Source organism: Stutzerimonas kunmingensis, from assembly GCF_002929225.1.
Classification (GTDB): domain Bacteria; phylum Pseudomonadota; class Gammaproteobacteria; order Pseudomonadales; family Pseudomonadaceae; genus Stutzerimonas.
In genome coordinates this window covers 735,743-753,379 of record NZ_PISM01000014.1, presented here as the reverse complement: position 1 = coordinate 753,379, position 17,637 = coordinate 735,743, and the positions used below count along the sequence as shown (strand labels likewise).

The 17,637-nt window shown below is 60.4% G+C and carries 20 protein-coding genes and 1 pseudogene; 15 read left to right on the top strand and 6 right to left on the bottom strand.

Annotation, left to right across the window (positions count from 1 at the left end; genetic code table 11):
• Positions 1–280: 280 nt before the first annotated feature.
• From CW305_RS10095 to CW305_RS10070, 6 genes and pseudogenes are all read left to right on the top strand, one after another.
• Positions 281–1,528 carry a ribonucleotide-diphosphate reductase subunit beta gene (locus tag CW305_RS10095; RefSeq protein ID WP_101274155.1) on the top strand — a complete coding sequence of 416 codons (1,248 nt, stop codon included), beginning with the start codon at positions 281–283 and terminating at the stop codon, positions 1,526–1,528.
• A gap of 107 nt (positions 1,529–1,635) precedes the next feature.
• The gene (locus tag CW305_RS23195; protein ID WP_146067145.1) at positions 1,636–2,502 is read left to right on the top strand and encodes a hypothetical protein; all 867 of its coding nucleotides are present in this window, start codon (positions 1,636–1,638) and stop codon (positions 2,500–2,502) included.
• Between the two features lie 176 nt (positions 2,503–2,678).
• A pseudogene (locus CW305_RS23970) lies at positions 2,679–2,822 on the top strand (REP-associated tyrosine transposase); the annotation flags it as partial.
• A 173-nt stretch (positions 2,823–2,995) separates the two neighbouring features.
• Positions 2,996–3,670, top strand: a complete 675-nt coding sequence (locus tag CW305_RS10080; protein WP_104097809.1) for a hypothetical protein — start codon at positions 2,996–2,998, stop codon at positions 3,668–3,670.
• A gap of 33 nt (positions 3,671–3,703) precedes the next feature.
• Positions 3,704–3,979, top strand: coding sequence for a restriction endonuclease (locus CW305_RS10075; RefSeq protein WP_281257274.1), 276 nt, complete (start codon positions 3,704–3,706; stop codon positions 3,977–3,979).
• A 190-nt stretch (positions 3,980–4,169) separates the two neighbouring features.
• Positions 4,170–4,862 (top strand): phospholipase D family protein, encoded by a 693-nt coding sequence (locus CW305_RS10070; protein WP_104097808.1) that lies wholly within the window; start codon positions 4,170–4,172, stop codon positions 4,860–4,862.
• Between the two features lie 450 nt (positions 4,863–5,312).
• On the opposite strand, the gene gcvA is transcribed toward CW305_RS10070, so the two are convergent.
• Positions 5,313–6,218 (bottom strand): transcriptional regulator GcvA, encoded by a 906-nt coding sequence (gene gcvA / locus CW305_RS10065; RefSeq protein ID WP_104097807.1) that lies wholly within the window; start codon positions 6,216–6,218, stop codon positions 5,313–5,315.
• A 117-nt stretch (positions 6,219–6,335) separates the two neighbouring features.
• Between gcvA and CW305_RS10060 the strand changes: the two genes are divergently transcribed.
• From CW305_RS10060 to CW305_RS10045, 4 genes are all read left to right on the top strand, one after another.
• Entirely contained in the window at positions 6,336–7,061 is a 726-nt protein-coding gene (locus CW305_RS10060) for an FMN-dependent NADH-azoreductase (protein ID WP_104097806.1), read from the top strand.
• An 81-nt stretch (positions 7,062–7,142) separates the two neighbouring features.
• A complete protein-coding gene (locus CW305_RS10055; RefSeq protein ID WP_104097805.1) occupies positions 7,143–7,493 on the top strand; it encodes a TfoX/Sxy family protein in 351 nt (116 codons plus the stop codon).
• Between the two features lie 106 nt (positions 7,494–7,599).
• Positions 7,600–8,295 carry a GNAT family N-acetyltransferase gene (locus CW305_RS10050; RefSeq protein ID WP_104097804.1) on the top strand — a complete coding sequence of 232 codons (696 nt, stop codon included), beginning with the start codon at positions 7,600–7,602 and terminating at the stop codon, positions 8,293–8,295.
• 194 nt (positions 8,296–8,489) lie between these two features.
• Entirely contained in the window at positions 8,490–8,933 is a 444-nt protein-coding gene (locus tag CW305_RS10045) for a DUF2846 domain-containing protein (RefSeq protein WP_104097803.1), read from the top strand.
• A 78-nt stretch (positions 8,934–9,011) separates the two neighbouring features.
• Here the strand turns inward: CW305_RS10045 and CW305_RS10040 are convergent, their stop codons facing one another.
• The 3 genes from CW305_RS10040 to CW305_RS10030 form a co-directional block, all read right to left on the bottom strand.
• Entirely contained in the window at positions 9,012–9,755 is a 744-nt protein-coding gene (locus CW305_RS10040) for a class I SAM-dependent DNA methyltransferase (RefSeq protein WP_104097802.1), read from the bottom strand.
• Positions 9,756–9,920: 165 nt separating this feature from the next.
• A complete protein-coding gene (locus CW305_RS10035; protein WP_104097801.1) occupies positions 9,921–10,367 on the bottom strand; it encodes an SRPBCC family protein in 447 nt (148 codons plus the stop codon).
• Positions 10,368–10,496: 129 nt separating this feature from the next.
• A complete protein-coding gene (locus tag CW305_RS10030) occupies positions 10,497–11,129 on the bottom strand; it encodes a TetR/AcrR family transcriptional regulator (protein WP_181063877.1) in 633 nt (210 codons plus the stop codon).
• A 73-nt stretch (positions 11,130–11,202) separates the two neighbouring features.
• Between CW305_RS10030 and CW305_RS10025 the strand changes: the two genes are divergently transcribed.
• The 3 genes from CW305_RS10025 (at position 11,203) to CW305_RS10015 (ending at position 14,290) form a co-directional block, all read left to right on the top strand.
• Positions 11,203–12,306 carry a DUF2855 family protein gene (locus CW305_RS10025; RefSeq protein WP_104097799.1) on the top strand — a complete coding sequence of 368 codons (1,104 nt, stop codon included), beginning with the start codon at positions 11,203–11,205 and terminating at the stop codon, positions 12,304–12,306.
• 104 nt (positions 12,307–12,410) lie between these two features.
• The gene (locus CW305_RS10020; RefSeq protein WP_104097798.1) at positions 12,411–12,797 is read left to right on the top strand and encodes an ester cyclase; all 387 of its coding nucleotides are present in this window, start codon (positions 12,411–12,413) and stop codon (positions 12,795–12,797) included.
• A 182-nt stretch (positions 12,798–12,979) separates the two neighbouring features.
• Positions 12,980–14,290: a methyl-accepting chemotaxis protein gene (locus CW305_RS10015; RefSeq protein ID WP_104097797.1), complete on the top strand. Its 1,311-nt coding sequence runs from the start codon at positions 12,980–12,982 to the stop codon at positions 14,288–14,290.
• A 38-nt stretch (positions 14,291–14,328) separates the two neighbouring features.
• Here the strand turns inward: CW305_RS10015 and CW305_RS10010 are convergent, their stop codons facing one another.
• On the bottom strand, positions 14,329–15,111 hold the full coding sequence (locus CW305_RS10010; RefSeq protein ID WP_104097796.1) for an NAD(P)H-dependent oxidoreductase: 783 nt from the start codon (positions 15,109–15,111) through the stop codon (positions 14,329–14,331).
• Positions 15,112–15,195: 84 nt separating this feature from the next.
• Between CW305_RS10010 and CW305_RS10005 the strand changes: the two genes are divergently transcribed.
• Complete coding sequence (locus CW305_RS10005; RefSeq protein WP_181063876.1) at positions 15,196–16,086, top strand: LysR family transcriptional regulator; 891 nt, start codon at positions 15,196–15,198, stop codon at positions 16,084–16,086.
• Here CW305_RS10005 and CW305_RS10000 read toward each other — a convergent pair.
• Complete coding sequence (locus CW305_RS10000; protein WP_046621758.1) at positions 16,083–16,466, bottom strand: winged helix-turn-helix transcriptional regulator; 384 nt, start codon at positions 16,464–16,466, stop codon at positions 16,083–16,085. The genes CW305_RS10005 and CW305_RS10000 overlap by 4 nt on opposite strands.
• Before the next feature lie 88 nt (positions 16,467–16,554).
• Here CW305_RS10000 and CW305_RS09995 point away from each other — a divergent pair, with 88 nt between their 5' ends.
• Complete coding sequence (locus CW305_RS09995; RefSeq protein ID WP_104097794.1) at positions 16,555–17,613, top strand: SDR family oxidoreductase; 1,059 nt, start codon at positions 16,555–16,557, stop codon at positions 17,611–17,613.
• The last annotated feature ends 24 nt before the right edge of the window (positions 17,614–17,637 follow it).

Sequence of the window (17,637 nt, the reverse complement as noted above, 5' to 3'; positions counted from 1 at the left end):
CAAGCCAGACGCCAACACCAAACCAGTCCCCTCGCCCCTCTGGGGAGAGGGTTAGGGTGAGGGGCAACCCTCCAGACAAACACAAGCGGTCGGACCAGACACCTGACCGTCCCCTCGCCCCTCCGGGGAGAGGGTCAGGGTGAGGGGCAGCCCCACCAGACGATGCAAAAGGCCGGACCTACCTCGGCCCAAACCAAATACCCGCTTTTGCGCGCAAACCAAAAGCACCCAAACACATCCGACCGGCCAAGCCCCGGTCCCCGATCAGGAGCTATCGCACATGCTGAGCTGGGACGAATTCAACGAAGAAGACACTACCACCGCCGCGCCGGCCCCCGCTGCCGCGCAGCCGGCAGGCCAGACCGCAGCCAAGCTGGACAACGACGCCGCCGGTTCCGTAGAAGAAGCCCGCGCCGTTGCCGCCAGTGACTCCGACGCCATCGCCCGCGCCAAGCGCGCGCTGGACGACCTGGACATCCAGGAAGGCCTCAACGAACTGGAAGGCGAATCGGCCCGCGTGCGCGTCGACGAGAAGCGCATGATCAACGCCCGCGCCGACCTCAACCAGCTCGTACCCTTCAAGTACGACTGGGCCTGGCAGAAGTATCTGGATGGTTGCGCCAACCACTGGATGCCGCAGGAAGTGAACATGAACGCCGACATTGCCCTGTGGAAGAGCAAGGACGGCCTCAGCGAAGACGAGCGCCGCATCGTCAAGCGCAACCTCGGCTTCTTCTCCACCGCCGACAGCCTGGTCGCCAACAACCTCGTGCTGGCCACCTACCGCCTGATCACCAACCCCGAGTGCCGCCAGTACATCCTGCGCCAGGCCTTCGAAGAGGCGATCCACACCCACGCCTACCAGTACTGCATCGAATCGCTGGGCATGGATGAAGGCGAGATCTTCAACATGTACCACGAGATCCCGAGCGTCGCGAAAAAGGCCAGCTGGGGCCTCAAGTACACCCGTTCCATCTCCGACCCGACCTTCCAGACCGGCACCCCGGAGACCGACAAGCAGTTCCTGCGCAACCTCATCGCCTACTACTGCGTGCTCGAAGGCATCTTCTTCTACTGCGGCTTCACCCAGATCCTCTCCATGGGCCGCCGCAACAAGATGACCGGCACCGCCGAGCAGTTTCAGTACATCCTGCGGGACGAGTCCATGCACCTGAACTTCGGCATCGACATGATCAACCAGATCAAGATCGAAAACCCGCACCTGTGGGACGCCGAAATGAAGGACGAAGCGACCCAGATGATCCTCCAGGGCACCCAGCTGGAAATCGAATACGCCCGCGACACCATGCCCCGTGGCGTGCTCGGCATGAACGCCGCGATGATGGAGGACTACCTCAAGTTCATCGCCAACCGTCGCCTGACGCAGATTGGCTTGAAAGAAGAGTATCCGGGCACTACCAACCCGTTCCCGTGGATGTCGGAAATCATGGATTTGAAGAAGGAGAAGAACTTCTTTGAGACGCGGGTTATTGAGTATCAGACGGGTGGGGCGTTGAGCTGGGATTGACCTACAGGTCTACCCAAATAAAAGGACTCCTTGCCTGAAAATATTCGGAACATCAAGATAAGAATAAAAACCCCGCTTTATGCGGGGTTTTTATTAGGGGATTAAAAATGCCATATAAACAAAATCCGTTCTCCTTGTATGACTTCCTGGGGTATTTATTACCTGGAGCGCTTTTAATTTCCACAATCCTGGTGGCTCTGGGTCAAACTGAGAATCATGACATACTTATAAAAATCAAACAAACAAAAGACACCTACCTAATACCTCTAGCTCTTATCACATCATATATAACCGGACATATACTAGGAATAATCTCTTCAATAACAATAGAATCGAGCCACCTCCGCAGAAAAGGCTACCCTTCCAAATCAATATTAAATATAGAAGAAAACAGCCCAACTAAAACTGAAACCAAGAGCTTTCCAAGATTAATGGACATTTTCTTCGACGCTCACACTCATCTTGCTCACAACATTATGAGAATCTTTCAAAGTTCTCGAAAAGAGAACAAGATAGACCCAGCCCTCACTGAAAAAATAAAAGAAAAAATCAAGAGCTTTTTTAAGGATGAATACAACTACAACCAAGCAGACATAATCGAAAAAGAACACTTCCACGCCATATACCACTTCTGCGTTGAAAACACTCCAAATCACCTCCCAAAAATACAAAACTATGTAGCGCTATACGGCCTAATGAGAAACACTGCCCTTGCGGCGATTGTCCCGTTTTGGATAGTAATTACGGTATCAATGATCGATTTACACACTGCAATCCAGCAGGATCTCTCCATATCTTTCTCACACTCAAAAGCGGCTATAGCACTTATTTCTATTTTTACCTTTTCGATTTTATATTATGGCTTCACAAAGTTTTACAGGAGATTCTCTTTGGAGGTGATAATGGCTTTCTCAACATGCTACAAGCCTGAGAAAAAATCACACTTATCTTTAAAGAACAAAATGAGCAAATAGCGAGCGAGGTAGCCTGGAAGAAACGCGTGGAAAAGGCTTCGCCGTTTTCCACCCTACGCTCCGGCAATGTCGATGCGTCGGCGGCGTGGGCGGTTGAGATGCCGTAGGGTGGATAACGCTTTGCTTATCCACCGATACGGACCTCCCGCCAACACAACGCTCAAGGATGAGCCGCCATGTCCCGCTACCGCCGCGCCCAAGTGCCGGGCACCACACACGTCTTCATCGTCAATCTGCTCAACCAGCGCAGCGACCTGCTCGTCCGCCATGTCGACCTGCTCCGCGAGACAGTGCGAGCCACACGTTCACGCCCCCCTTTCACTTGCAGAGCGATCCCTTCCACAGCCTCCAGAAATCTGCACTATCGCCGATACAATTTGGCATAGCGCGACGTAGCGCCCTCTGTGCCAATCAAAAACCGCTTATCGCAACTTGCAGACTCAACGATACATACGGCATCAACAGCGCATACAAACCAGACTCAAGGACAACGATGTTCACCGAAATAAAAATCGAGCTCAGCAAGTTTGACTGGAGCGGCGTATCCGGCCTGTCCGACGTGGTAATGGTGCTGCTCACATTGGTTCTACTTGCAGGGTTGAGGCAGGGCGCAAAGAACATTCGCGAATCCTCGATATCACGGGACGCTGACATTCTCCGCTGGGCCATGTCGGAAATGGACACCCTTAAACCGCAGATAAGGCTACTCACCGACGCACACAAGCGGCATAGCTACTGCGGGCTGCCGCACGACCCAGAGACAAACCCGAACGGCTGGACCAGCCAGGAGCTCGATGCTGCCCAGGTCGTTGGGGTCAATCTGCAACGCATCGGCTACATGGCACTTCACAACTTGGTTTCCCGAAACCACTTCATGAATATCTGGGGCCCGATGTATCTCGCCTGCTGGTATGCGTTGGAGCCGTGGGTCAAACACAAACGCAAGGCCCTAAATGAGCCAGTCGAAATCAAGGATGGGGCGTATAGCAGGATCTACTTCGAGCAGTATGCGCATTATTGCGAGACCCATCTTCCGCGCCGCCTGGTTGATAACGAACGTCAGCGTTTTGGCCTTCACCCATTGCAGGAGAGCAAGCTAACCTTCCGGCAACGGTTTCTGGAGAGAATGGGCAAAAACGAAGTGCTGGATGTACGGCGCGATAGATGACACGTCAGCGAGCTAGCGTGGGAGACGCGCGAGCTGTTCGGCATGTTGGCCGCTGAAGACGCAAGCGGCTTTGTCGTGATCTCGGGCCGGTTCACTGAGGATGCCAAGGCGTTTGCTCAGGGCAAGAATCTGCAACTGATCGAAGGTGCCGAGCTGAACCACATGATCCGCAAAAGTCGAGCGACCGCAGCGCGTCAGAACTCGCAACCTGCAGCGGCCTACCAGCCTACATTGGCTTCACCACACCCAACCGTCCAAGCCCATCGCGCAGCACAACCGGCCTGCCCTACGATGGTGCAGCGCGTGTAAAACGAGGAAGCAACGCCGGTAACCTTTTTGGGCTACTCGCAATTCCAAGTGCAAAACACACGAAACGAGATGCCAGCGTAGCGGGGGTTTTGGAAGTAAGCGTGGCACGCCTGATACGGCCCCGCCTTGCGCGGTCCAGACAAAGGGTGTGAAATCGCCCGACTCGCTAGCCACCACCACGGAGGGCCTTGTGGCCAAGTTCCTGAATACCAGCGCAACAAACTATTACTTGGAAGAGATGATCAAGACGGCCAAGGACCGCCTGATTCTGATCAGTCCGTTCCTGCGGCTGAACGAGCGCATCAAGGAGCTGCTGGAAGACAAGGACCGATTAAAAATCGATGTCCGAATTGTTTATGGAAAAAGTGAGCTGCAGCCCGAAGAAGTCAACTGGCTCAAAGGCCTGAGCTACATCCGCACCAGCTTCTGCAAGAACCTTCACGCCAAGTGCTACCTGAACGAAGAGAGCTGCATTATTACCAGCCTCAATCTCTATGAGTTCAGCCAAGTCAACAATAACGAGATGGGAATTTTCATTGACCGGCAGAACGATACCGATCTCTACCGAGACGCCTACGAAGAAGCCCAACGAATAATCCGCATCAGCGATGAGGTGCGCATTTCGCTCGAAGTGGTCGCCAAGGATAGCGAGCCAGCTAGCGAAACAGACGACAGCACAAACAAGCTGACCAGCTCCAAGATGGCGCAAAAGCTTGGGCTCAAGACGCCAGAATTTCTTGAAAAGCTATTAAGCCAAGGGCTTCTTGAACTTCGCGATGGCAAGAACTACCTGACCGACAAAGGTAAGGAAGCTGGTGGCGAGTTTCGCATGAGCCCGAAATTCGGCCCGTACTTCCTATGGCCAGTGACGTTGGAAATCTGAGCTTGCCAACGGCTAGCCGGATACCGATACACGAACTATAAGGCGATACCAAACGCCCCTTCAGTAGGGTGAGCGGAATCGTCGTGGAAGGGGGTTGAGCGGCATGGATGCCGCGAGAGCCGCGATGGGTCAGGGATGGCCCTTCGCGGCGTGCCCCTGGAATGGCGATGAAGCGAAACGGAGCGTAGCGAAGTAACAGCCGAAGGCTGGCCCGAAGGCTGGCCCGAAGGGCGAGCGAAGCGAGTAACGGACCCGGAGCGAAGCGCAGGGCCGCATGCAGGGGCAAGCCCTTTTGGTTCCTTTTGGCGGGGCCGGCCATCCGGGCGACTGCCAAAAGGAACCCGCCCAGCGGGGCGGAACAAATGCCTGAAGCAACTCGGAAACGATCCGAGCAGGTAGAAGTAACGCGTGGAAAAGGCTTCGCCATTTTCCACCCTACGCTGCGGCGAACTAGCCCATCAGCTCACACAACCCACCCGGCACCTTCATCACCCACTCCCTCACCGCCCGAACCGTCGGGTCATCCCTTCGGCTCTCTGGATATACGAGATGAAACGGCTTGCCCTCCATCTCCGGCCCGAACGGCTGCACCAGCCGTCCTTCCCTCAGTTCATCCTCGATCAACTGCCGACTCATCAGGGCCACGCCCTGCGCACCGATGGCGGCGGAGATGGCGTGGGTCTCGTCGGAGAAGACCAGCCCGGCACTCACATCCAGCCCCGACACGTTGGCGAGCTTCTGCCACGACGCCCAATGAATCGGAGCGGACAAGGCAGCTTGCGCACGGAAGTGGATCAACGGGTGTTTGGGCAATTCGGCAATATCCCGCAAGGCGAGGTGCGGGCTGCAGACCGGGACGAAGGTGTTATCGAACAGCTTCTCCGCCACCAGCCCCGACCAGCGGCCGTCGCCGTAGCGGATGGCGATATCCGCCGTGACGCCATCCAACGCCACTGGCTCATGGGAGGTATGGAAGCGCAGATCGATATCCGGATGGGAATCGCGCAGCAGGCAGACCCAGGGCACCAGCCAGCGCACCGCGATGGCGGGTGTGGTGCTGAGGGTGATCGCCTGGCGGCAGGGCTTCGCGCTCAGGCGCTCGACCGTAGCGCTGATGCTGTCGAAGGCCGTTTCCAACGTCTGCTGCAGCTCCCGTCCTGGGTCGGTCAGTTCCAGTTTCCGAGGTTTGCGCAGGAACAGCGCCACGCCGAGGGATTCCTCCAGCGAACGAATCTGGTGGCTGATCGCCGTGGCCGTGACGGACAGCTCCTCGGCAGCCTGCTTGGCGCTCTCGTGGCGGGCGGCGGCTTCGAAGGCCCGCAGCGCAGAAAGCGAAGGTAACCGGCGGTGCGCCATGGCTGAGTTTCTCTCATCTGTAGTTGGAAGAAATGGTCGTTTGTCGCTCGTACAGCCTAGCCCTAGGCTGGATTTACCGCGAACGACAGATGAATTCAATCACAGAGGAGAATCATCATGACGCAGCTTCTGCACCTCGATGCCAGCGCCCGCCCCGGTCTTGCCGGCAAGGACGAGCACGGTTCCCACAGCCGTAACCTCACCCACCGCTTCGTCAGCCAGTGGGCCGCCCGCCGCGCGCAGGACGGCATCGTCTACCGCGATATAGGCCAGAACCCGCCTTCGTTTATCAGCCATGACTGGATCGCCTCGAGCTTCACGCCGGAAGAACGCCGTGAGCCGTGGATGCGAGACACGCTGGCGGAAAGCGACCAGCTGGTCGATGAGCTGATCGCCGCCGATGTACTGGTCATCGGTACGCCGCTCTACAACTTCGGCATGCCCGCGGCACTAAAGGCCTGGATCGACCAGATCGTGCGCCCGGGCCGGACGGTTGAGGTCGACGAAAGCAAGCTGCCCGATCCGTACGTTCCGTTGCTGGCGGACCGGCCACGGCAGGCGGTCATCCTCAGCGCCCGCGGCGGCATCGGCTTTGGTCCCGGCGGGGAGATGGCGCACATGAATCACCTGGAGCCGAACCTGGTGACGGCACTCAATTTCATCGGGATCACCCGCATCCATCAGATCGCGATTGAAGGTCAGGAAACCGGTGGCGAGGTATTGGCCGCCTCGGTGACCGAGGCGCTGCGCCAGGTCGATGCGCTGGTGAAGGAGCTGCAGGGGGCACTCGATGCGCCCCCACTCCATGCGCGGGCAAGGCAGGTGGAGCTCAATCAGGTGTAAGACGGGCAACGCGTGGAAACGGCCTCGCTTTCCACGCTACGCTCCATGGGCATGGCACCCAGTCGAGACAGCGGAGCAGGCATGGCGAGCGACAAAGATTTCGTGCTGTATGTGGCGGAGCAGATTGGCCTGGGAAGCAGGCTGACGTACAGGAAGATGTTCGGCGAGTACGCCCTTTATCTGGATGAAAAGGTCGTCGCGTTCGTCTGCGACAACAGCCTGTTCATCAAGCCTTCGCAGGCCGCCGACACGCTTGCCCCGGACCTACCGCAAGCGCCGCCCTATCCCGGCGCGAAGAACTATCCGGTGGCGGACGAGCTGCTGGACGATGCCGACGAACTCCGTCGCCTGGTGATCGAAACGGCTCGCCTCATGCCAGAACCTGCGCCACGCAAACCGAGGAAGAGAAGGCCAGACGCAGCCGCGACATAGCGGCAGGCAGGATCTCGTATTCCTGATCGCCATGCCGCTTCACCTGGCCAGTCGCACGCCGCCCGGTACAATGCCGCCATTTTCCGTACCGCCCCGGAGCGCCGCCATGTTCACCCTCACCCACCTCGACACCCCGCCGCCGGAATCGCTGAAAAGCCAGGTGCTGCAGATGGTGGTGGATTATCTCGGCGACATCAGCCCGGTCTCGCTGCAGCCCAGCAACCCGCTGTATCAGCTGTATCAGTACGTGGTGGGCTTCGAGGTGCATCGCTATCTGGACAGCATGGACGGCGCGCAGGCGGGCAAGCCGGAGCTGATCATGGCGCTGGATGCTGAGGACCCGGCGGTCCTGCTCGGCTTCACGCTGTATTTGCCATTTGTGGACGATCCCGAAGCCTGCGCGCTGGTCTATCTGGCGGTCGACGCCGGCCATCGTCGTCAGGGCATTGGCCTGGCGATGGTCGAAGCGATGGTGACGCGCTATCCCCATGCCGAGGTGGCGTGCGTTGCAGGCAAGGTGCCGTATTTCAGCGCACTGGGCTTTCAGCCGCTGGCGTCGCGCGGCCCGCAGGTGGTGATGAATACCCGTAACGAGGCTTCGAACGGTCCGGTGGCGGTGCAGGATCTGGAGCCGATCTTCCAGTCCAAGGAAGTTCGGCAGATCTACAGCTACCTGGTGCAGCAGAACGGCCGCAAGGCGATGAACGAGGCGGAGAAACAGCGCGACCGTCTGCTCGATCAACTGGCCCAGCAGGCACGACATCTGGTCGAGGCAGCCTCTGCCGCCAAACGCTTGCACTAGCCGATATCAGTTCCAGAACAGGCGGGATTGGCCGCATTCCCCCAGCACCGCACCGCTGTGCGTAGTCGTTAGCGTGATTGTAATCACTAAAACCGCTTACAACGAGCCGCTCGGAGATGTTTAGGGTTACCGGCCGCGCGATGGCAATTTAATATCGCCGCGCAATTCGCCTTAACACTCAGGAACGAGTATTCATGTTCAAACATTTCATGATGAGCGCTGCGGCGCTGAGCTTCGCCATTCTGACCGGCTGTGCTTCGGTCCCGATGGAGTCACCCGAAAAGGACCAGGCATACAAGACGTTCCCGGCACCGCCGCACGATCAGGCCGGGCTGTACATCTTCCGCGACTCCATGCTCGGAGCCGCCCTGAAGAAATCAGTGAAGATTGACGGTGAAATCATTGGCGAAACCGCCGCCAACACCTATTTCTACCGCCTCGTCACGCCTGGCAAGCACACCCTGGCAACCGAGTCCGAATTCAGCGACAACCTCATCGAACTGGACGCCATCGCCGGCAAGAACCATTACGTGCGTCAGTCGATCAAGATAGGTGTGTTCGTCGGCGGTGCGAAGCTGACCGAGGTATCGGAAAGCGAAGGCCAGAAAGCCGTAGCGAAAACCGAACTGGCCCGCTAACGCTGCAAGCACGACCGCCAGACAGAAGCCCCGCACCTGCGGGGCTTTTTTCTGCCCCTGCCCTATCCGCGCATCCGCTCAGGCCTTCACGCAGACGAATAGCGCGTTCCCTGAAACCTCGTCCCAGGGCACGATCTTCTCGTAGTCATGCTCGAGCACATGCATTTCGAAGTACGGCGCCAGCAGCTCGCTCAGCTCGGCAAAACTCACCGCCACCATCGCGTGTTCGTCGTTCCATACCTGGCTTTGATCCGCCGCGGTTCTGCCGATGCGCAGCCTCAGCAGTTGCTGCTCCCCTTCCCCCGGGTAGTGCCAACCCGAGCTGAAGGTGAACAGGCCGTCCGCATGCCGGGCCGTGTGCGAGACGAATGACGCGTTGTCGATCCGGCGCTTGTCCACGGCGTTGAAGCAGAACAGCCCGCCGGGGGCCAACGCGGCATGCGCGCTGGCGATGCACGACTCGAGTCTGGCCAGCCCGGCGCTGTAGTGGATGGAGTAAAGAAAGCAGGTGATCAGATCTGCCGGCTGCTCGACCGCAAAGCCACACATGTCCTGCAGGGAAAATTGCGCTTCCGGACAGCGCGCGGCGGCTCTGTCCAGCATCGGCTGGTTGATGTCGAGCCCGCCGCTGGTATAGCCGGCATCGATGAAATGGCGGACGTGCGGGCCCGTGCCGCAAGCCAGGTCCAGATGCCTAGTCCCGCCGTTGCCGAACAGCTGCTGCAATCGCTGGACACAGTGGCTTTGCGCCCGGTAGTCGATGTCCGCGCACATGAGGTCGTAGTAACCCGACAAGTCGGTATAGAGAGCATCGCCGGGCATGATGACCTGATGTGTGAGGGGGCTTCAGCGGGCGCGCATCATATCTCAACCACACCTCTGTGTAGTGGCCAGGCGCAATGCGGGACATTCACCGGACGGTGGTGGACCGCTTGCCCCCTCAGGGTGCCCAGACGCTCCACCACCATAGGGCCGGATGGCGCTCGGTCACTCGTCCGGAATCTCCACTTCGACCAGCTTCGCCAGAAGCGTCAGCGACTCCTGCCAGCCGAGGTAGCAGGCTTCGGCCGGGATCGCGTCCGGTATACCTGCCTGGGTGATGTTCAGTTCAGTGCCGCAGGAAACCTGGGTGAGCGTCACCGTCACCTCCATCGTGCCCGGCAAGCCCGGATCGTCGAATGTGTCTTCGTAACGGATTCGCTGGTTTTCCAGCAGCTCCAGGAATTTCCCGGCGAAGCTGTGGCTGGTACCCGTGGAGAAATTCGTGAAGGACATTCTGTAGCGGCCGCCTACCCGCGCGTCGCTCTCGTGCACCTTGCCGATGAAGCCGTTCGGCGGCAGCCATTTGGCCTTGGCGTCTGGGTCCAGAAAGGCGCGATAGACGCGCTCAGGTGTCGCTCGCAGGACGCGGTGGAGGCGGATGGTGCTGGGCATGGCTGTTCTCCTCTGGTGGCGAATCTGCCTTGATGGCCTTGATAGTCGAACGAAGAACAACGAATTCGACGCAACCCTTGAATTCTCCGCCCACCCCGGCTCGCCAGCGCCTGCCCTGGACAATCGAGGTCAAGCCGGCTCGTTCGAGGCCATGAGCGTATGCAGGCACAGGTGCTCCATGCTGGCGGCCCAGGCCTGCATGCGATCCGCTTCGAGCTGCACCAGCATCGCGTAGCGGCGTCCACCCCATACCGAAAGATGCAGCGCTTCCAGGGTTGCTGGCGAGGGACGCACCGGAAGGTCAGTCGCCGCATCGATGACCCGATGCCAGGCGGCCAACAGATCCTCGTAGGCCCGACGCTGATGCTTGGGCTCGGCCACCAGTGTTTCCAGCTCGAGCATATCCGGATGAAACCAGGGCAGCCGTGACTCGACCCCGGCAAGGGCGCGTACCAGTCGGCGGATGCGCTCGGGCCAGGCAAGCGCGGTTGGCGCTACCGCTTGCGCGTTAATCGCCTCCAGCAGCTGCTCGACGCAATAGCGCACGTAGCCCGAGTGCAGCGCGTGCTTGTTGGGAAAGTAGTCATACAGGGTGCCGATGGCCACGCCGGCTTCGAGGGCAACCGCACGGGTCGTCAATCGAGACCAGCCGTCGCGCTGCCATATCCGAACATAGGTGTCGAAAATCGCCTGAACGGTGGCCTTGGCGCGCTGCTGAGTCGGCCGTTTGAGCGGCTTGGCGCTCGGCAATCGTGTGCTCATGAAATCCGAACCCGGCGGTGAAACGAAAGGGATAGAGTCGAAGCCGTCCATTTACGAACCCAAGGTGCCATCGATGAGCGTCATCCGCCAGTTGCAGAACAACAAGAAAGACATGCAGCAGACCCGCATTCAGACCCAACCGATGCCGGAGCTGAAGCCCGGCGAAGCCCTGCTGCGTATCAGCCGGCTGGCACTGACCACGAACAATGTCACCTATGCCGCATTCGGCGAGACACCTCACCTGCGCTATTGGGACTTCTACCCCACGGGCGATAGCGAGTGGTTCCACATGCCGGCGTGGGGCTTCGCCGAAGTCTTGGAGAGCACCGTCGATGGCCTGGCGAAGGGCGAACGCTTCTATGGCTTCTGGCCGATCGCCAGCCATGTCGTGATGCAGCCGGTGCGCGTCTCCGAGCGCGGCTTTTACGACGGCGCCGAACATCGACTCGAACTCACCTCGGCGTACAACCAGTACCAGCGCATCAGCAGCGACGCCGCCTATCGCGCAGAGAGCGAAAACTATCAGATGCTGCTGCGGCCGCTGTTCATCACCTCGTTCATGCTGGCCGATTTCCTCGACGACAACGCCTTCTTCGGCGCGCGCCAAATCCTGATGTCGAGCGCCTCGAGCAAGACCGCGTATGGCACGGCGTTATGCCTGCAGGACAACCCGGCCGTGCAGCTGATCGGGCTGACTTCCGCGGGCAACACGGACTTCGTAAAAGGACTGGGTTGCTATCGCCAGGCGTTGGGCTACGACCAGCTCGCTTCGCTGGACCCGAGCGTGCCCACGCTCTACGTCGACTTCTCCGGCAGCGCCGATCTACGCCGGCAGATCCACAGCCATTTCAAAGATGCCCTGGTGTACGACTGCTTCGCCGGGTCAGCCCAGAACCACGAATACAGAAAGACGGACGCAACGCTGGCCGGTCCGCAGCCTCAGCCCTACTTCGCGCCTTATCAGATCAAGAAACGCAACGCCGACTGGGGTCCCGCCGAGGTGACCCGCCGCTTCAACGAGGCGCAGCTGGCCTTTATCGCCCGGGTGAGCGATGCGCAGCAGCCCTGGATGCAGGTGAACGAGCACGCCGGCATGGAGGCCGCACAGGCGCTGGCCGAATCCCTGATCAAAGGCGACATCAATCCGCTGGAGGGCCACGCCGTGGTGCTCGACTGACCAGGTAATCGGATAACCACAGCGAGCGCGACCGGTCGATGCAGCTGGCGTATATCGAGCCAGTCGCTAGCCTGACTATCGGGCTTTCTTTGCGGGGAACGATCATGACTGGCGACGAGATCGCTGATTGCTACCGGGGCTACATCGCCTGTTTGAACGGCAGGCGCTGGGCGGAGCTGGAGCGCTTCGTCCATGACGAGGTGCACTACAACGGCCAGTTCGTCGGGCTGGACGGCTATCGCCAGATGCTCGACGGCGACGTTCGGGCGATCCCCGATCTGCAGTTCAATATCGGGCTGCTCATCGTCGAGCCGCCCCATGTGGCGGCACAGCTGCGGTTCGATTGCACGCCCACAGGCGAACTGTTTGGCTTTGCTGTGAATGGCAAGAGAGTGGTCTTTACCGAAAACGTCTTCTACGAGTTCCTCGAGGGAAAGATCCGCCACGTGTGGTCGGTGATCGACAAGAAGGCAGTTGCCGATCAGCTCTGAGGGCGATGACGGCTCACATCACATGTGGGGCGAAGACAAACGCGTGGTAATCGCACCCTTTCACTCGCTTCGGCACGCACCGCGTCGGTTCAACGGCTTTCGCTGGCGCGACACGAAGTCGCTCAAGCGCCCGCACTCTTCGCCGATATCGGAAGCACAACTAGATCGATTGGATGCCCTGCATGTTTAACAACCGCTTGAAAAAGGATTTGGAAGCCAGGGATGCCGAGCTGGCAATCCTGCGCCAGCTCATGGGCAAGATGAACGGTGACATGCTCTCGCTCACGCTGGATACCGACTTCAAGATCTGCGCGTTCAATGATCGATTCGCCAGTACCTTGGGCTACTCACACGGGCATCTCCAGGGCCGGCCCCTGGCCGAGATCGTTCCGCCCTACGTGAAGAACCTGCCCTGCTTTCACAACTTTCGCGCCGCGGTGGCCAAGCTCGAGCCGGTCAGCGACGACTATCGGTACCTGCGCGCCGACGGCAGCCTCGCCTGGTTGAAGATCCATTGGTATCCGATCGCAACGGCCGACGGAAAGCTTTCGCATATTCAGGGTTTCGGCAGCGATATCAGCGAGGCCGTGTATCAGGCGAAGGAGAACGAGGCATTCATCACCGCCCTGCTCCGCTCGACCGCGGTGATCCAGTTCAATCTGGACGGAATGGTGGTCACGGCCAATGAGCAGTTTCTCCAGACCATGGGCTATTCGCTCGCGGAGCTCAAAGGCAAACATCACAGTCTGTTCTGCGCGCCGGAAGATGCCGCTTCGGCGGATTACAAGGCGTTCTGGCAGAAACTGAACCGCGGCGAGTACGTCGCCGACCGCTTCAAGCGTGTCGACCGCCACGGCCACGAGGTCTGGCTGGAGGCGACCTACAACCCGGTGCACGACACCGAAGGCAACCTCTACAAGGTGGTCAAGTTCGCCAACGTGGTGACCGATCAGGTCATGCGTGAGGCAGAAGTGCGGCAAGCCGCGGGCGTCGCCTACGACATCTCGCTGCAGACCGACGTCAGTGCCGAGCGCGGCGCCAGCGTGGTGAAGGACACCCTGGTGACGATGCAGAAGATCACCGACCAGGTGCAGTCCGCGACCGATGGCATCGAGGCGCTCGGCAAGCAGTCGCTGCTGATCAGCTCCATCGTCCAGACCATTGGTGGCATCGCCGCACAGACCAACCTGCTGGCGTTGAACGCGGCCATCGAGGCCGCCAGGGCTGGCGACCAGGGTCGCGGTTTCGCGGTGGTGGCCGACGAGGTTCGGCAACTGGCCGCGCGCACGAGCACCGCTACCGACGAGATCGTCAATGTGGTGCAACAGAACCAGGCGCTGGCCGACGAGGCGGTACGCAACATGTTCGCCAGCCGCGAACAGGCGGTGCAGGGCCTGGGGCTGGCCAACCAGGCCGGTGCGGTGATCGTCGAGATTCAGGACGCCGCCAAGCAGGTGGTCAGTGCGGTCGAACGGTTCGCCAAGGAACTCTGACGACGTAACGACAAAGCACGCCCCTGCCCCTGGAGCTGTTACGGCTGTTCGACATGCGCGGCAAAGCCTACCTGCGCTGGCGCTACCTCGGCCCTGAGCGTTAGCGCCGGAATGTCGTAGTCGCCGCCGTTCTGTTTGCGATAGGCAATGGGCTCAGTGCACCAAAGGTCGTCCAGTCGCTTGCCCAGCTCTTCGCGGAGCGTGTCGAATCGGGCCCGGTCGATGCGGCTGGTGCGGTGCACCAGAAACGGTGGCTGCACATCGAAGCCCGGGTAATGCAGGATGCCGTGATGGATGGGGAACAGCAGGTCCTCGATGGGCCCGTTGATTCCCCGCGGGCTGTAGTGTGATTCCCAGCCGCCGGTAGTCACGATCAGCATCGCCCGTTTGCCGACCATCGAGCCCTCGCCGTAGCGATCGCCCCAGCGCGCATCCGAGTGCTCTCCGACGCCATAGGCGAAACCGTAGGCATATACCCGGTCGACCCAGCCCTTGAGGATCGCCGGCATCGAAAACCACCAGAGAGGGAACTGCAGGATCAGCGCATCCGCCCAGCGCAGCTTGTCCTGCTCAGCCGCAATGTCAGAACTCTGCCGGCCACTGGCGAACGCGCGTCGGGAATCCTCGGAAGCATCGAAACGCGCTTCGGGGTCGCGATCCAGGCTGTCGCCGGCATCGATCACGGCCTTCCAGCCCATGGCATACAAGTCGGAAACCTGGACCTGATGGCCAGCCACCTGCAGACGATGGACGGCAAATTCCTTCAGCGCGCCATTCAACGAGCGCGGTTCGGGATGGGCATAAACAAGCAGAACATTCATGGGAAACCTCCGTAGCGGGACGGCTGCAGAATGTCGCTTGCCCAGGTATGTTTGAAATGAATAACCCACATGCCAGGTATTGCCGTGAATAATCTCAGACGTCTTGATCTGAATCTGCTGGTGACCCTGGACGTGTTGCTGGCTGAGCACAATGTCACCCGCGCCGCAGAGCGCCTGAATTTTTCCCAGCCCTCGGTGAGCGTGCACCTGGCCAAGCTGCGGGACATTTTCGATGATCCTCTGCTGATACCCGGGCCGCGAGGCATGCGCCCGACTGCACGGGCTGAAGCGTTGCGCGAGCCCCTGCGCCTGGCGCTGGAGGCGCTGGAGCAAGCCGTCGCCCCAGCCAGCCCGTTCGACCCTGGCGCCGCGCAGAACGTCTGGCGCATCGCAGCCAGCGACTATGGCGAGTCGGCCATTGTGCTACCCGCTCTGGCAGGCCTGCGGTCCGCGGCACCGGGCACCCGCATCGCCGTGGTCGAGATGCAGCCTTCGCGCATCGCCCGCCAGGCTGAACAGGGTGATATCGACCTCGCCTTGCACACCGTCGACGGATCGCCATCCAGCCTGCGCCGCCGCGTTCTGTTCACCGAGCGCTACGTACTGGCCGGCCGTGCCGGGCATCCGCGCCTGCGGCGACGGCCAACGCTAGAGCAGTTCTGCGCACTGGATCAGGTGATCGTCTCGCCGGATGGCGGCGGCTTTCACGGTGCCACCGACGATGCCCTGGCCACGCATGGCCTGCAACGGCGCGTGGTGCTGTCGGTGCCGCATTTCCTGTTCCTGCGCTCGGTACTGGAAAGCACCGACCTGGTGGCCATGCTGCCCGAAAGGCTGGTTGAAGGCGCTGCACTGCAGGTCGTCGAGGCGCCGCTGGAGATTCCAGGCTACGAAATGGCCATGCTCTGGCATGAACGCGCCCATCGCGACCCGGCCCATCAATGGCTGCGCGAGCAGATCGTCAACGCGATCTAGCCCCGCCTGCGCGACGTGCTTCTGGGCTGCAGCTGATCCAGCGCGCCGGAGTTCTGCCTTGCCCAGTCGTAGATCAGTTCGATGGGTTCAACCATCAGCTGGCCCAGCGGCGAGAGCGCATAGCTCACCGCCGGCGGCACCGAATCAAGCGTGTGGCGCTCGATCAGGCCGCTTTGCTCCAGTTCGCGAAGCGTCTGGATCAGCATTTTCTTGGAGATGCCAGGCAGACTCCGATGCAACGCGCCGCTGCGTGCGGTGCCATCGTGCCGGGCATGCAGCGTGTGCAGAATCATGCTGGTCCACTTGGTGGAGAAGAGCTCGAGCACGCGTCTTGGTGCGCAGTCTTCGCGCCATTGTTCTTCGTCAGAGCCCGGTTGCATGGGGGATGGTCACCATTTGGTGCCGACTTGGATCGGCATTTTCGAGTGGGTAAGGTGCAGGCCTGTTTCGCTTTGTGGGGGTCTGCACATGACAAATCAAGCACTGGTGGTCGGCGCGAGCGGCATTGTCGGCAGCGCGCTGTCGCGCCTGCTGGCCGATGAAGGCTGGAACGTGGCGGGACTGGCTCGCCGGCCGAATACCGAGGTGGGTGTCACGCCGATCAGCGCCGACCTGCTGGACCCCAAGGCGCTCGCCTCGGCGCTGGCCGGCGTTTCACCCACTCACGTCTTTCTCACCACCTGGGCGCGCCAGGCCAGCGAGGCGGAGAATATCCGCGTCAACGCGCAGATGGTACGCAACCTGCTCGAAGCCGTCCGGCCGGCTGGTACGCTGCGCCATGTCGCCCTGGTCACCGGCCTCAAGCACTACCTCGGCCCGTTCGAAGCCTACGGCAAGGGTGCGCTGCCGCAGACGCCGTTCCGCGAGGAACAGGGGCGGCTGGATGTCGAGAACTTCTATTACGCCCAGGAAGATGAGGTGTTCGCCGCGGCGGAGCGCGATGGCTTCAGCTGGAGCGTGCATCGCCCGCACACCATCACCGGCGTCGCGGTCGGCAACGCCATGAACATGGCCACCACGCTGGCCGTGTACGCCTCCATCTGCCGCCATACAGGGCGGCCTTTCCGCTTTCCGGGCTCGGACGTGCAGTGGAACAGCCTGACCGACATGACCGACGCCGCTCAGCTCGCCCGGCACCTGCGCTGGGCCGCCAGCACGCCGGCAGCCGCCAACCAGGCCTTCAACGTCGTCAATGGCGATGTGTTTCGCTGGAAATGGATGTGGTCGCGCATTGCCGAGTGGTTCGGCATCGACGCCGCGCCGTTCGATGGTCCGGCCCCATTGGAGCAGCAGATGGCGGGCGACGCGGCAATCTGGAGCGACATGGCGAAGCAGTTCGGTCTCGCCGAGGCGGACATCGGCAAGCTCATCTCGCCGTGGCACACCGATGCCGATCTGGGCCGCCCGATCGAGGTGGTGACGGATATGTCGAAGAGTCGCAAGCTCGGCTTTCTGGATTACCAGGCCAGCGACGAGGCGTTCTTCGATGTCTTCGCTAGGCTGCAGGCGAGCAAGCTCATTCCCTGACCCGGTCGCGCAGCTAAAAACCCT